Consider the following 13631-nt stretch of genomic DNA (forward strand, 5'->3'; position numbering starts at 1 on the left):
ATGATGCACTTCCCGTCCCGCCGAGCCGTCCTTGGAACGGCATCGGCCTTCACCCTGCTGGCGCTGACGGCCTGCGGCGGCAACGTTGCCGGCGGAGCGGCAGCTGGCAACTCGTCGAAGTATCCCTCGGGGCCAGTGACCCTCACGGTGGGCCAGGCGGCCGGCGGCAGCACGGACCTGATTGCACGGGCACTGGCAGACGGAGCGGCGAAGACCCTCGGCTCGCCCATGCCCGTGGTCAACAAGCCGGGAGCAAACGGCGCCCTGGCCACGAAGGAAGTCGCCGGCAAGCCGGCCGACGGCCAGGAGCTGGTCCTGCTCACCGCCTCACTGGTGACCATCACGCCCCTGGCCGTCAGCAAGGATGAAGCCGTCAACCTTGACGACCTTGACATCATCACCGGCCTGTCCCAGGACGACTACGTGCTGGTGGCCAGCCAGGCTTCCGGCTTTAAGAGCTTCAAGGACGTCACCGGAGCCGGACGCAATGTCACTTTCGGCACTACCGGCGTGGGCACGGGCAGCCAGCTGGCCCAGACGGTCCTGTTCAAGCAGGCCAACGTGCAGGGCACCGACGTCCCGTTCGACAGCGGCAAGCCCGCACTGACCGCCGTCCTGGGCAACCAGGTGGAACTGGCCACCATCCAGCTGGGCGAGGCCATGGCCCAGATCCAGGCCGGAAAAGTGACGCCGCTGCTGGTCTTCTCCGAGGAACGCAACAGCTTCCTGCCGGATGTTCCCTCCGCCAAGGAGGCAGGCTATGACGTTCCCGTCGCCCAGTACCGTGCCGTAGCCGCCCCCAAGGGAACCCCCCAGGACGTCAAGGACAAGCTGGCAGCCGCCTTCAAGGACACCTTCAAGACCGATGCCTACCAGGAGTTCAACAAGAAGAACCTCCTGACTCCCAAGGAGATCTCCGGCGAGGAAGTGGCCACGCAGTGGAAGGACTACGCCGCGAAGTACAAGTCCCTGGTGGAGAAGTACGGCATCAGCCTCGGCGGGAACAAGTAATCCGTGGAGACGACTCCAGCAGTGGCCGGCGGGAAGGGCGGCAGCTCCGCCCTTCCTGCCGGCGGGGACGCACCATCCGGCTATAAGGAAGACCTGCCCGAAGCGCTGACGCCGGAAGAACTCGCCGCACAGTGGGAGGAGGAAAAGCCTCCTGCCGCGGGGCCGCTCGCCAACGCGGCGTCCTCCTTGGTGGTGCTCGCCGTCGGAATCGGAGCCCTGGTGCTGTCCTTTGCCATGGGCCTTGGCACCCCGGAGAAGCCGCAACCCGGGTTGTGGCCCTTCCTGACCAGCTGCGTGATGGTGGCGCTGGCGCTCTTCCAGCTGGTGTGGGGAAGGCACAACCGGGACGCGGAGAAATTCACCCGGATGTCCTTCGCCCCGCTGACCGGCCTGGTCACGCTGGCCGCGATGGTAGCCCTGATGCCCCTCATCGGCTTCGAGATCCCTTCCCTCATCCTGTGCATCATCTGGATGAAGTTCCTGGGCAGCGAAACCTGGCGCTCCACCCTCCTGGTCAGTGCCATCGTGGTCGCGGCGTTCTACGGGATCTTCGTCCTGGCGCTCGGCACCTCCATTCCCCACCTTTTCTAGGAGACCACCGTGGATTTCCTCAATCCCGTCCTCAACGGTTTCTCGGTCGTCCTGGAACCGATGAACCTGCTTTACTGCCTCATCGGTGTGGTGATCGGCATGCTGATCGGCGTGCTGCCCGGACTGGGGCCGGCAGCCACTATCGCCATCCTGCTCCCGCTGACCTACAGCGTGGAACCTGTCACGGCCATCATCATGCTGGCCGGCATCTTCTACGGTGCCCAGTACGGCGGCACCATCACCTCCGTCCTGCTGCGGCTTCCCGGTGAGGCGTCATCGGTGGTTACGGTGTTCGACGGTTACCAGATGGCCAGGCAGGGCAAGGCCGGCACCGCGCTCGGCCTGGCCGCCATCGGCTCCTTCATCGGCGGGACCGCCGCCATCATCGGCCTGACCTTCCTGGCTCCGGTCGTGGCCGGGTTCGCCCTCGACTTCGGGCCCGCGGAGTACTCCGCGCTGGCCTTGCTGGGCATCCTGCTGGTGGCCACCATCAGCGGCGGTTCCAAGGCCAAGGCCCTGATCGCGGCCGCCGTCGGACTCCTGCTCGCCACCGTGGGCCGGGACGTCTTCACCGGCGAAAGCCGCTTCACCTTCGGCAGCCTCCAGCTGGCCGACGGCATCGACTTCGTGCCGATTGCCATGGGCCTCTTTGGCCTGGGGGAGATCCTCTACAACCTTGAGGAGCGGCACCGGGCCGCCAAGGCGCCATCGAAGGTCTCCAACGTCTGGCCCTCAAAGTCGGACCTGAAGTACGCCTCCGGTGCCATCAGCCGCGGCTCGGTCCTGGGCTTCTTCCTCGGCATCCTGCCCGGCGGCGGTGCCACCATCGCCTCCATGGCCTCCTACGCTATGGAAAAGAAGCGGGCCAAACAGCCTGAACGCTTCGGCAAGGGCGCGCCCGAAGGCGTCGCTGGCCCGGAAACAGCGAATAATGCGGCAGCGACGTCCTCGTTCATCCCGCTGCTGACCCTCGGCATCCCTGCCAACGCCACCATGGCGCTGATGTTCGGCGCGCTGCTGATCCAGGGCGTCACGCCCGGCCCGCAGCTGGTGGAGCAGAACCCGGACCTTTTCTGGGGCGTGGTGAACTCCATGTACATAGGCAACATCCTGTTGCTGATCATGAGCCTGCCCCTGGTGGGGATCTTCGTACGGATCCTTCGTGTCCGCGCGGCCATCCTGGCCCCTATCACAGCCCTGATCACGCTGCTGGGTGCCTACACCATCAACAACAGCATGTTCGACGTGACCCTCGTGGTGTTCTTCGGCGTGCTGGGCTACCTGATGAAGAAGTTCGGCTTCGAGCCGGGCCCCCTGGTCCTGGCCTTCGTCCTGGGCGAGCTGCTGGAAAGCTCGCTGCGGCGCTCGCTGCTGGTCTTCGGCGGCGACCCCACCGGTTTCTTTACCCGGCCCATCTCGGCAACCCTGCTGCTGGTCTTCCTCCTGGTGGCCGTGCTGCCGGGCGTTCGCAGCATGATCACCAAGCGTAAAGGCACGACGGCGGCAGCCGAGTCCGCCGGGAACGGCACCAACCAGAACATCAAGGAGAAGGTATGAGCATCATTGTCGGGTTCGTTCCCACTCCGGCCGGTGAGGCAGCCCTTGCCGCCGGCATCGCCGAGGCGCAGCTCCGGCAGAAGGACCTCTATATCGTGAACTCGGCCCGGCAGGGTGCGCTCGTGGACAAGTCCGTGGCCCCGGAGGAGGTCCTTGCGCGGGCCGCGAAAAAGGCCACTGACGCCGGCGTCAACGCCACCGTGATCCAGCCGCCCTACGAGCACGACCTTGCTGACGAGTTCCTGGACGTGGCCCGGGAGGTGGACGCTTCCCTGATCGTTATCGGCCTCCGGCACCGCACTCAGGTGGGCAAGTTCATCCTTGGCAGCCACGCCCAGCAGATCCTGATGCAGGCGGACCGGCCGGTGCTCGCTGTCAAAGCCAACGGCAACAAATCCTGAGCCTGGCTCTGCCGTTGCGAGGGCCGGTGATCCCGTGGGGGTCACCGGCTCTTTGCTCACTCGGCCCGCAAGTGGTCCGCCAGTGCATCGAGGATGGGAAGCTGGCCCTTGACCAGTTTGAGCCGGGCTTCCAGCAGCGGGAACCAGCGGGCATCATCGATCTCGGGGAAGTCCTGGATCCGGCCGGACCCCCTGGGCCACTCGAGGGGAAACGTGTTGCTGTTGATGCTGGCCGGCTGGAAATCAGCCTCCGCGGCAAAGACGGTGATGTGTTTTCCTGATGGTTGCCGGAAGCCGCCAAGCTGCCGGTATTCGACGTCGGGGGCCGCAGTGCCCATCTCCTCGGCAAATTCACGCAGCGCCGCGGCCAATGGGTCCTCGCCGTCGGCATACTCACCCTTGGGAAGGGACCACGCGTGCGCGTCCTTGCGCGCCCAGAACGGTCCGCCCATGTGCGCGATCCAGACCTGCAGGCCGTCCTCTGCCCCTGCCGGGCCGGCAGGGACCCGCCGGTACAGCAGCACCCCTGCGCTTCGAACGGGCATCGGTCCTCCTTACGGTCACTGTTGAACTGCAATCGCCGTCTGCCGTTTACGTGGAGTTCACGGGACTGCTTTAGGTTATTCCTTCAGGCACTCTGCCTGGCATCCTGCCCGGCACTCTGCTCGAAGGGAATGGGACCCGTCATGGCCAATATTGCTGATGTTTTGGCACGGCTTACGCCGGAGGAACGTGATGAGCTGCGCGGTCTTGGCCCCCAGGGCCACCTGCCGCGCCACCTGGTTGACGCCCTCGACCGGGCCGCAGGCGGTTCGGGTTCGGGCCGCGGCTACTACGTGCCAAATGGCAACGTCAACGCCACCGGGGGACCGCTGCTGGTGCTGCGCAGCGACGTCGCCGGCTGGCTGATGGGCGGCGACGCTTCCTGACGCCGGCCCAAGCCTCGCCAGCCGAAGCCACGGTCCGATCCGATCAGCACGGTCCTATCCGATCAGGAGGCTGAGCGCCTCCGTCAGGTGTTCCACCTCCCGGACTGAGAATCCGGCAGGCACCGGTCCGGGGCCGTTGTGGCTCGCCGGCACCACGGCGTGCGTGAACCCAAGCCGGTGGGCCTCCTGGATGCGCTGGTTGATGCCGGGCACGGGCCGGACTTCACCGGCGAGGCCTACCTCGCCGAAGGCGATCAACCGGACGGGCAGGGGCTTGCGGGCCTTGGCCGACGCTACTGCAAGTGCTACAGCGAGGTCGGTGGCCGGTTCGCTGAGTTTCACCCCGCCCACCGTGGCCACGTAGGAATCGTCCTTGTGGAGCAGTGTTCCGGCCCGCTGCTGCAGGACAGCCAGCAGCATGGACACCCGTGAGCTGTCCAGGCCGCTGGTGGCGCGGCGCGGCTGCGAGTTGGGGCTTTCGGCGAGCAGCGACTGCACCTCAGCCAGCAGGGGGCGGCGCCCTTCCATGGTCACGGTGATGCAGGTTCCCGAGACCGGGTCCTTGGTGCGGCTGACGAACAGTCCGCTGGGATCGGTGAGGCCCTCGATGCCGTTCTCATTCAGGTCGAAGCAGCCGACGTCGTCCGTGGGCCCGTACCGGTTCTTCACCGCGCGGAGCAGCCGCAACCGCGAGTGCCGCTCGCCCTCGAACTGGCACACCACATCCACCAGGTGCTCCAGCAGCCGCGGACCCGCGATGGACCCGTCCTTGGTCACGTGGCCCACCAGCAGGGTGGTCATGTTGCGCCGCTTGGCGGCGGCGATGATGGAGGCCGCCACTTCGCGGACCTGCGAGACGCCGCCGGCGCTGCCGTCCACATCGGCGCTGCTGAGGGTCTGGACGGAGTCCACGATCAGCAGCCGGGGTTCAATTTTTTCCACCTGTCCCAGCGCCTGGCCAAGATCCGTCTCGGCCGACAAGTAGAGGGATTCGGCGACGGCGTCGATCCGTTCGGCGCGCAGCTTCACCTGGGCGGCCGACTCCTCACCCGTCACGTAGAGGACGTCCTGGGCTGTCCGGGCGAATTTGGCGGCGACGTCCAGCAGCAGCGTGGACTTGCCCACGCCTGGCTCTCCGGCCAGCAGGATGACGGCGCCCGGAACCAGGCCGCCGCCCAGTACCCGGTCCAGTTCGTCCACCCCGGTAGGGAGGAATGCGGCGGTGGTGGCGTCCACGTCGGCGATCTTCCGGGCCGGCTCCACGACCGTGGTGGCCGCCGTGGTGCGCGCCACCGCGGTGCCGGTTTCCTCAACGGTGCCCCAGGCCTGGCACTCGCCGCAGCGGCCCACCCACTTGACGGTGGTCCAGCCGCATTCGGCGCATTTGTACGCTGGCGCCTTGGACGCCCGGGAAGTCTTTGTTGCCATGCGTTCAACCCTAGTGGCGGCCACTGACATTAGAGCGCGGGCAGCACGTCCCTGGCTTCGTCCGCGTCCATGCCCGTGGCTTCCAGCAGGTCCACCATCAGCGGCCGGAACAGCATGACCACTGTTTCGCCCTCCAGCCGCTGCACCTCCAGCAGCTTGGGATGCAGGCGCAGGGCGATCTCGCTCAGGTCCCGGCGGGCGGTGCGCAGGTGGGCGCGCCGGACGCCGTCGTGCGATTCCGCAAGGCCCAGCGACAGCTCATCGATCGCGGCAGCGGTCTCCTGCAGCACCTCCGCGATGCTGTCCGTCGCCTCGTCCGAGAGGGCGGCGTGGTTGATCGCGCTGGTAAGCCGCCGGGCGAAGACGCGGCTGTTGCGCAACGCGAGGTCGATGAAGTCCAGGGACTGCTTCAGCCGGTCCAGTTCATCACGGTGCCGGCGGTAGGCAGGGGCCAGCGTGGCCACCTCCCCGGACGCACGGAGGGACTGCCGCATGGCATCGACCAGGGGCTGGCAGTTCCTGCCGCGGATCAGCGCGTGCCAGGCCTGGGTGGAATCGCTGTTAACCAGCGCGCCCGCACATTCGCGCAGCACCTCGGCCAGTTCATGCAGCAGTTTCTGGACGTCCCGCCGCGGTTCCCGCCGCGGGTCCTTCGGCATGAGGATCGTCACCAGCAGCGCGAACAGCCCGCCTACCACGGCGTCGATGCTGCGGGTGAAAGGTCCGCCGGACGGCGCCGGCAGCAGCACCACCAGCAGTGATTGAAGGGCCAGCTGGGTAGTGAAGATGTTTCCGCTGTCCAGGAACCGGGCCAGCAGGATGGAGGTGAGAAGTACGACGGCGGCCACCCAGATGTCGCCGCCCAGCCAGTGCAGGAGCAGGTCACCCACGGCGATGCCGAGGGTGCAGCCCAGCCCCACTTCCATGACCCGCCGCAGCCGGGGTTCACGCGAGAAACCGAGGGAGATCAGCGACGACGTGGCGGCGAACAAGGGACCGGAGTGTCCCAGGACCTTATCGGCGAAGGCGTAGGCCCCCACCGCGCAGACCGTCATCTGGATGGCCGGGATGAAGGAGTTGCGGCTGCGGATCAGTCCGGTGCGTACGCGGCTGCGCAGGAATCGCCTGGTTGCTGAGAATCCTGCTTCGATGGCCATGGGTCCAAGTCTATTCAGTGGTGGCCCGCGGCCCGGCGCCTCCACTACGGCGGCAGATGTGATCCGCGCAATGGGAACCCGGCATTTGTCAACGAATATCCCGCCGTCGTTAATCCTCCGTTCACTTTGGACAGACCATCCTGTTACCTGCGGCCCATAACTTGCTTGAAGGTACACAACGTACGCATCGCGCTGCAGGGTTCTCCGTCCCTGTCCCGCACCTGAATAACCCTGGAAGGGGTACATCTAGTGAAGGCACTCCGCATCGGCCGCCACGCGGCTATCGCTGTTATCGCAGCCGGCGCACTCGCGCTCAGCGCCTGCGGTTCAGACAACGCCACGGGCACCAAGCCTGCCGGCGACTCAGCCTCGGCCGGCACCAAGGTCACCGGCACGCTCACCGGCATCGGCTCCTCCGCGCAGGGCGCGGCAATGGACGCCTGGAAGACCAACTTCGCTTCCGCCAACTCCGGCGCCTCCGTGCAGTACTCGCCGGATGGCTCCGGCGCCGGCCGCAAGGCGATCCTCGACGGCTCGGCCCAGTTCGCAGGCTCGGACGCCTACCTGAAGGACGAGGAACTCGCCTCCTCCAAGACCGTCTGCGGCCCCGAAGGTGCCATCAACGTCCCGGTCTACATCTCCCCGATCGCAGTGGCTTTCAACGTCCCCGGCGTCACCGACCTGAAGCTGGATGCCACCACCGTGGCCAAGATCTTCCGTGGCCAGATCGCCAAGTGGAACGACCCCGCAATCGCTGCCCTCAACGAGGGTGTCACGCTGCCTGACCTGAAGGTCACCCCGGTGAACCGCTCCGACGACTCGGGCACCACGCAGAACTTCACGGACTACCTGGCCGCTGCCGCTCCTGAAGTCTGGACCGACAAGGCTGCCGGTGTGTGGCCCGCCAGCCTCCAGGGCGAAAACGCCAAGGGCACCTCCGGCGTGGTCAAGACCGTCACCGACACTCCGGGCGCCGTGACGTACGCCGATGACTCCGCCGTCAGCGGCAAGCTCGGCGTTGCCCAGATCAAGGTGGGCCAGTCCTTCACCAAGATCTCCGCCGAGGCCGCTGCCAAGGCAGTGGACGCGGGCAAGCCGGTGGAAGGCCGCTCCGCCAACGACCTGTCCATCAAGCTGGACCGCAAGACCACCATCGAGGGTGCCTACCCGATCGTCCTGGTCTCCTTCCACGTTCTGTGCAGCACCTACGACAAGCAGGAGACCGTTGACCTGGTCAAGGCCTTCGAGCACTACGTAGTTTCCGAGGAGGGCCAGAAGGCTGCTGCCGACTCCGCCAAGTCGGCGCCGCTGTCTTCCGACCTCGCGGCCAAGGCTGCCAAGGCCATCGACTCGATCAAGGTCAAGTCCTAGCCGCACCGCGAAACCAGGTTCCCCGCCTGCCGGAAGGCAGTGCGGGGATCTTGGCTTTGCATCCCGCATCCGTCACACCAGTAATCGACCGAAGGGCCGTCGAATGACCGCCACCCCCCTGACCAGCACCCAGGGCGCCGGGCGCGCCGGGGACAAAGTCTTTTCCGGCGCCGCGCTGGCCGCAGGCTGCCTGATCCTCGCCGTTCTTTTCGGCGTCGCACTCTTCCTGGTGGTCCAGGCCATTCCCGCGCTGACCGCTCCCGCGGACAAGATCCAGGGCGGGCAGGGCTTCTTCGCCTACATCTGGCCCATCGTGATCGGCACGCTCATCGCCGCCGTCATTGCGCTGGTGATCGCCACGCCCATCGCCATCGGGGTGGCCCTCTTCATCTCGCACTTCGCCCCCCGCAGCCTCGCCTCCGGACTCGGCTATGTCGTCGACCTGCTCGCCGCCATCCCCTCCGTGGTCTATGGCGCCTGGGGTGCGGCCTTCCTGGCCAAGGAAATTGCGCCGGCGTACGGCTGGCTTGCGGACAACATGGGCGGGCTGCCGATCTTCGAGGGCCCCGCGTCCACCACCGGCAAGACCATCCTGACTGCGGGCATCGTCCTGGCGGTCATGGTCCTGCCCATCATCACCTCGCTGTCCCGCGAAATCTTCCTTCAGACCCCCAAGCTGCATGAAGAGGCCGCGCTGGCACTGGGTGCCACCCGCTGGGAAATGATCAAGATGGCCGTGCTGCCCTTCGCCCGCCCGGGCATCATCAGCGCCGTCATGCTGGGCCTGGGCCGCGCGCTGGGCGAGACCATGGCCGTTGCCCTGGTGCTGTCCTCCGGCGCCCTGACCGCCAGCCTGATCCAGTCAGGAAACCAGACCATCGCTGCCGAGATTGCCCTGAACTTCCCCGAAGCCAGTGGGATCAAGGTCAGCACGCTGATCGCCGCCGGCCTGGTCCTGTTCATCATCACCCTGGCAGTGAACATGATCGCCCGCTGGGTCATCACCCGGCACAAAGAATTCTCGGGAGCCAACTAAATGACCTCCACGCTCACCCCGGTCCGCAGCAAGCGGTCGGCGCTGACCAAGGGCCAGCTGCCCAAGTACGCACCCTATGCCGTGCTCGGTGCAGCCCTGATCGTCGGCGCGGCCATCCTCGCCCTGATCGGCTTCAACGCCTTCGGCTGGGGCCTGGTTTCCGCGATCCTGTTCGCCATCGGCCTGGTCTCCTGGAGCGCGGCCGTTGAGGGCTCCCGCAAAGCCAAGGACAAGCTGGCCACCTGCCTGGTGGTGGGCTCGTTCCTGGTGGCACTGCTGCCCCTGGTCTCGGTGATCTGGACGGTGCTGGTCAACGGCGTGCCGGGTCTCATCAACCCCGGATTCCTCACCAACTCGATGAACGGCGTTACCGGCGCCTACGACAACAAGGCCGTGGAGAACGGCACGCCGGTCCTGGGCGGTATCTACCACGCCCTCCTGGGCACCGTGGAGATCACCCTGCTGGCCACCGTCATCTCCGTCCCCGTGGGGCTGCTCACCGCCATCTACCTGGTGGAATACGGCCAGGGCGGCCGGCTGGCCAAGGCCATCACGTTTTTCGTGGACGTCATGACCGGCATCCCCTCCATCGTTGCCGGCCTCTTCGCCGCCGCCTTCTTCTTCGTGGTGATGGGGCCGGGCACCAAGACCGGTGCCGTTGCCGCCGTCGCCCTTTCGGTGCTGATGATCCCCGTGGTGGTGCGCTCCAGCGAGGAAATGCTCAGGATCGTCCCGAATGAACTGCGCGAGGCCGCCTACGCACTGGGCGTGCGCAAGTGGCGCACCATCCTCAAGGTGGTCATTCCGACGGCGATCTCCGGCATCGCGTCCGGCGTCACCCTGGCAATCGCCCGGGTCATCGGCGAAACGGCGCCCATTCTGGTCACCGCCGGCTTTGCCACCAGCATCAACTCCAACGTGTTCGGGGGGTGGATGGCATCGCTGCCTACGTTCATTTACACCCAGATCCTCAACCCCACCTCGCCCTCCAACCCGGACCCGTCCTCGCAGCGGGCCTGGGGAGCGGCGCTGGTGCTGATCATCCTGGTCATGCTCCTGAACCTGGTGGCACGCCTGATCGCCAGGATCTTCGCCCCCAAAACCGGCCGCTGACAGCTTCCCGCTCCGGCCCTAAACTCAATTTCTACCCAGTAAGTGAAGGAACACCATGTCTAAGCGCATCGACGTCAAGGACCTGAACGTGTACTACGGCGATTTCCTCGCCGTCGAGGACGTCAGCATCAACATCGAAGCCAAGTCCGTTACCGCGTTCATTGGCCCTTCCGGCTGCGGTAAGTCCACCTTCCTGCGCACCCTGAACCGGATGCACGAGGTCATCCCCGGTGCCCGCGTGGAGGGTGAGGTCCTGCTCGACGGCGACAACCTCTACGGCCCGGGCGTGGACCCCGTTGCCGTCCGCTCGCAGATCGGCATGGTCTTCCAGCGCCCCAACCCGTTCCCCACCATGTCCATCCGTGACAACGTGCTGGCAGGGGTCAAGCTGAACAACAAGAAGATCTCCAAAGGCGAGGCCGACGTACTCGTGGAACGCTCGCTGAAGGGCGCCAACCTCTGGAATGAGGTCAAGGACCGGCTGGAAAAGCCCGGTTCGGGCCTCTCCGGTGGGCAGCAGCAGCGGCTCTGCATCGCCCGTGCCATTGCCGTGGAACCGCAGGTCATCCTGATGGACGAGCCCTGCTCCGCCCTGGACCCCATTTCCACGCTGGCCATTGAGGACCTCATCAACGAGCTCAAGGACCAGTACACCGTGGTGATCGTGACGCACAACATGCAGCAGGCCGCCCGGGTTTCGGACAGGACGGCGTTCTTCAACATCGCCGGAACAGGCAAGCCCGGCAAGCTCATCGAGTACGGGGACACCCACACCATCTTCAGCAACCCGGTCCAGAAGGCCACCGAGGACTACGTATCGGGACGTTTCGGGTAGGACGAAATTCCTGCTGGTCTTAATCAATCGTATTTAGTACGCTGAACTAGATACTTTGGTAACTAGTAGTAAGCCAGCTTAGGAGCTTCCAATGACGCAGACAGCCAGCAGCCCCAGAAGCCGCCAGCTTACGGTTCACGGGCAGGCGCCCGCCATCAGGTTTCCGCACCCCGACCTTCCGGTGCAGGAATTCTGCGCCACCGGTCCCGCATCTGCGCTCCAGGACATCATGGCCGCGCCCGTGATTGAGCAGGACCCGGTGGCTCCCGGCGACGTCCTGTCCGCTGTGTGGCGGACCAGCTCCTACGTGGAAACAGTCCAGTGGGAGTTGGACTCCGCCCAGGAGTCCCTGCTGCAGGCGGTCCGCAGGGCGGCCATGAGCGGCGTGGCCCATGATGAACTGTGCGCCGCAGCCAACCTCACGCCCGAGGAACTGTCGGACGCGCTTGAAGCGCAGGCAGGTCCTGCCGCCATCGCAATCTAGGCGGCACAAGGCGGCGCGGGGACTGTTCCCGCGCACCGAAGTGCAGCCTCGCGGCGCGGGGCGGTACGCAGGCGTCGCAGACCTGCCGCTAGTCAGGAACTTCGAGCTGGAACCCGCATTGGCAGCGCAGTACCCGGGTGGGCAGGCATACGGCGTTGAACCCGCCTCCGGCGTTGGCGATGCGGTAGCAAAGCCGTTCGACTTCGAAGCCGGCTTCTTCCATGGGGAAGCCGCAGTGGACGTAATCGTCGCCGAAGAGGATGACCTTGGCCATCCAGCGGACCTGGTGGAGCGCTGCGGCCACGTCTGATGCATAGGCCAGGTGTTCCTGGAACAGGTTGCAGTCATTGCAGGTATAGGACACCGTCACCAGGTCGCCGCCCGCCGTTCCGATGGCCGTGACGGCGTGGATGGTCAACTGGTGCTCGGTTCCGCAGGTCTCGCACTGCAGCTGCCGCGGCTGCGGGAGTGGACGCCGGGAATTCGAGGGAGACATACCGCCTGCTCTTTTCCGCGTTGTGCAGCGGGGCCGCCGTGAGTCTGCAGCGGCGCTGTCCGCGGCCCTGCACCCGGCGGCGGACGCACGTCCCCGGGCAACGGCGCCCAAGGGATGTACTTTCGAATCTACGTCACCGGTGTCCGGGTGTATAGGGAAGATGGTCCCGCCGGGAGCCGGGAGCCGGGAGCCGGGGCCCGGAGCAGGGGTCCTATCCGGCGGCGGGGGAGAGGGCCAGTGCCAGCACGAAGGCCAGGGCGCATGTGGCCACCGGCGTCAGGGCCCACAGCCAGAGGATCCGTATCACCAGCAGCCGGTTGGTCACGGAGAAATGCTGGTTTTCACCGGCTCCCAGGGCTCCGGCCGTGACGGTGTGCGTGGTGGAGATCGGCCAGTGCAGTGCAATGGCGCCGACGAAGAGCATCAGGGCGCTGAAGGTCTGCGCCACGGAACCGCGCAGCGGATCGATCCGGGTGATCCTGTAGCCGATGGTGTGCGAGATCCGCCAGCCGCCGAACAGCGTCCCGGCCGTCATCATCACTGCCGAGAGCAAAGCAACCCAGACGGGGATCCCGCCGTCGTCATAGCCCGCCGCCAGAAGTGCCAGCAGGAGCACTGCGCTGACCCGCTGCCCGTCCTGCAGGCCGTGGCCGAAGGCCACCGCGGCGGCGGCGATAGCCTGCGCCCTCCGGAAGCGCTGGTTCACCACATTGGCTTGGGTGTAGCGCGCCCCCCAGGTGGCGGGAAAGACCAGGAGGAAGGAGCCGCTGTAGGCCACCAGCGGAGACAGCACCAGCGGCAACACCACCTGGAACAGCAGCGACTGGTCCACGCCCGCCACGCCGGGACCGCCCACGGCCAGGCTGGCCAGCCCTGCTCCCGCGAGCCCGCCCACCAGCGCATGGGTGGAGGACGCCGGGATGCCGCGCCACCACATCAGGAGTCCCCAGCCGCAGGCGCTGGCCAGCCCTGCAACGAGGATGGTGAGGCCGCCTGCCCCGGCGGGAAGATGGATCCAGGTCTGGCTGACGGCGACGGCGAGCAGCGCGCTGAGCAGGGCACCCACGAAGTTAAAGAATGCGGCCAGCAGCACGCCCACGCTGGGGGTGAGGGCCCTGTTGCGGACGGCCAAGGCCACCGAGTTGGAGGCATCGCGGAAGCCGTTCAGGAAGGCAAACGCCGCAGCCAGCAGGACCACCGCGCCGAAAATGACTGCCGCCAT

15 protein-coding genes are annotated in these 13631 nt (G+C 66.4%); 10 read left to right on the forward strand and 5 right to left on the reverse strand.

Annotation, left to right across the window (positions count from 1 at the left end):
- Genes K4G53_RS07935 through K4G53_RS07950 form a run of 4 tightly spaced genes read left to right on the forward strand, consistent with a single transcriptional unit; the run spans position 1 to position 3560 of the window.
- Positions 1–1011, forward strand: coding sequence for a tripartite tricarboxylate transporter substrate binding protein (locus K4G53_RS07935; protein WP_221385171.1), 1011 nt, complete (start codon positions 1–3; stop codon positions 1009–1011).
- A gap of 3 nt (positions 1012–1014) precedes the next feature.
- The gene (locus K4G53_RS07940; protein WP_221385172.1) at positions 1015–1602 is read left to right on the forward strand and encodes a tripartite tricarboxylate transporter TctB family protein; all 588 of its coding nucleotides are present in this window, start codon (positions 1015–1017) and stop codon (positions 1600–1602) included.
- A 9-nt stretch (positions 1603–1611) separates the two neighbouring features.
- Positions 1612–3159, forward strand: coding sequence for a tripartite tricarboxylate transporter permease (locus tag K4G53_RS07945; protein ID WP_221385173.1), 1548 nt, complete (start codon positions 1612–1614; stop codon positions 3157–3159).
- Positions 3156–3560, forward strand: coding sequence for a universal stress protein (locus K4G53_RS07950; protein WP_221385174.1), 405 nt, complete (start codon positions 3156–3158; stop codon positions 3558–3560). The genes K4G53_RS07945 and K4G53_RS07950 overlap by 4 nt, the downstream gene beginning before the upstream one ends.
- Before the next feature lie 56 nt (positions 3561–3616).
- On the opposite strand, the gene K4G53_RS07955 is transcribed toward K4G53_RS07950, so the two are convergent.
- Positions 3617–4105, reverse strand: coding sequence for an NUDIX domain-containing protein (locus K4G53_RS07955; protein WP_221385175.1), 489 nt, complete (start codon positions 4103–4105; stop codon positions 3617–3619).
- 141 nt (positions 4106–4246) lie between these two features.
- Between K4G53_RS07955 and K4G53_RS07960 the strand changes: the two genes are divergently transcribed.
- Entirely contained in the window at positions 4247–4489 is a 243-nt protein-coding gene (locus K4G53_RS07960) for a hypothetical protein (RefSeq protein WP_221385176.1), read from the forward strand.
- A gap of 54 nt (positions 4490–4543) precedes the next feature.
- On the opposite strand, the gene radA is transcribed toward K4G53_RS07960, so the two are convergent.
- Together radA and K4G53_RS07970 are read right to left on the reverse strand one after the other, a co-directional pair.
- Positions 4544–5917 (reverse strand): DNA repair protein RadA, encoded by a 1374-nt coding sequence (radA, locus tag K4G53_RS07965; protein WP_221385177.1) that lies wholly within the window; start codon positions 5915–5917, stop codon positions 4544–4546.
- A 29-nt stretch (positions 5918–5946) separates the two neighbouring features.
- Entirely contained in the window at positions 5947–7074 is a 1128-nt protein-coding gene (locus K4G53_RS07970; protein WP_221385178.1) for an aromatic acid exporter family protein, read from the reverse strand.
- A 249-nt stretch (positions 7075–7323) separates the two neighbouring features.
- Here K4G53_RS07970 and pstS point away from each other — a divergent pair, with 249 nt between their 5' ends.
- The 5 genes from pstS to K4G53_RS07995 all read left to right on the forward strand — a co-directional run bounded on the left by pstS (position 7324) and on the right by K4G53_RS07995 (position 11913).
- Entirely contained in the window at positions 7324–8445 is a 1122-nt protein-coding gene (gene pstS, locus K4G53_RS07975; protein WP_221385179.1) for a phosphate ABC transporter substrate-binding protein PstS, read from the forward strand.
- A 103-nt stretch (positions 8446–8548) separates the two neighbouring features.
- Positions 8549–9481, forward strand: a complete 933-nt coding sequence (gene pstC, locus K4G53_RS07980) for a phosphate ABC transporter permease subunit PstC (RefSeq protein WP_221385180.1) — start codon at positions 8549–8551, stop codon at positions 9479–9481.
- On the forward strand, positions 9482–10594 hold the full coding sequence (pstA, locus tag K4G53_RS07985) for a phosphate ABC transporter permease PstA (RefSeq protein WP_221385181.1): 1113 nt from the start codon (positions 9482–9484) through the stop codon (positions 10592–10594).
- Between the two features lie 55 nt (positions 10595–10649).
- Positions 10650–11429: a phosphate ABC transporter ATP-binding protein PstB gene (gene pstB, locus K4G53_RS07990; RefSeq protein WP_221385182.1), complete on the forward strand. Its 780-nt coding sequence runs from the start codon at positions 10650–10652 to the stop codon at positions 11427–11429.
- Between the two features lie 91 nt (positions 11430–11520).
- On the forward strand, positions 11521–11913 hold the full coding sequence (locus K4G53_RS07995) for a hypothetical protein (protein WP_221385183.1): 393 nt from the start codon (positions 11521–11523) through the stop codon (positions 11911–11913).
- An 88-nt stretch (positions 11914–12001) separates the two neighbouring features.
- On the opposite strand, the gene K4G53_RS08000 is transcribed toward K4G53_RS07995, so the two are convergent.
- Positions 12002–12409, reverse strand: coding sequence for a hypothetical protein (locus tag K4G53_RS08000; protein ID WP_221385184.1), 408 nt, complete (start codon positions 12407–12409; stop codon positions 12002–12004).
- A gap of 211 nt (positions 12410–12620) precedes the next feature.
- The gene (locus K4G53_RS08005) at positions 12621–13631 is read right to left on the reverse strand and encodes an inorganic phosphate transporter (RefSeq protein WP_221385185.1); all 1011 of its coding nucleotides are present in this window, start codon (positions 13629–13631) and stop codon (positions 12621–12623) included.

The organism is Arthrobacter sp. MAHUQ-56, from assembly GCF_019710585.1.
Taxonomy (GTDB): Bacteria; Actinomycetota; Actinomycetes; order Actinomycetales; family Micrococcaceae; genus Arthrobacter.

Excerpts from the sequence above, each read along its gene's own strand:
- pstC (WP_221385180.1), top strand. The coding sequence starts at position 8,549 with ATGACCGCCACCCCCCTGACCAGCACCCAGGGCGCCGGGCGCGCCGGG.
- pstB (WP_221385182.1), top strand. The coding sequence starts at position 10,650 with ATGTCTAAGCGCATCGACGTCAAGGACCTGAACGTGTACTACGGCGAT.
- K4G53_RS07960 (WP_221385176.1), top strand. The coding sequence starts at position 4,247 with ATGGCCAATATTGCTGATGTTTTGGCACGGCTTACGCCGGAGGAACGT.
- radA (WP_221385177.1), bottom strand. The coding sequence starts at position 5,917 with ATGGCAACAAAGACTTCCCGGGCGTCCAAGGCGCCAGCGTACAAATGC.
- K4G53_RS07950 (WP_221385174.1), top strand. The coding sequence starts at position 3,156 with ATGAGCATCATTGTCGGGTTCGTTCCCACTCCGGCCGGTGAGGCAGCC.
- K4G53_RS07970 (WP_221385178.1), bottom strand. The coding sequence starts at position 7,074 with ATGGCCATCGAAGCAGGATTCTCAGCAACCAGGCGATTCCTGCGCAGC.
- K4G53_RS07995 (WP_221385183.1), top strand. The coding sequence starts at position 11,521 with ATGACGCAGACAGCCAGCAGCCCCAGAAGCCGCCAGCTTACGGTTCAC.
- pstA (WP_221385181.1), top strand. The coding sequence starts at position 9,482 with ATGACCTCCACGCTCACCCCGGTCCGCAGCAAGCGGTCGGCGCTGACC.
- K4G53_RS07955 (WP_221385175.1), bottom strand. The coding sequence starts at position 4,105 with ATGCCCGTTCGAAGCGCAGGGGTGCTGCTGTACCGGCGGGTCCCTGCC.
- K4G53_RS07935 (WP_221385171.1), top strand. The coding sequence starts at position 1 with ATGATGCACTTCCCGTCCCGCCGAGCCGTCCTTGGAACGGCATCGGCC.
- K4G53_RS08005 (WP_221385185.1), bottom strand. The coding sequence starts at position 13,631 with ATGGCGGCAGTCATTTTCGGCGCGGTGGTCCTGCTGGCTGCGGCGTTT.
- K4G53_RS08000 (WP_221385184.1), bottom strand. The coding sequence starts at position 12,409 with ATGTCTCCCTCGAATTCCCGGCGTCCACTCCCGCAGCCGCGGCAGCTG.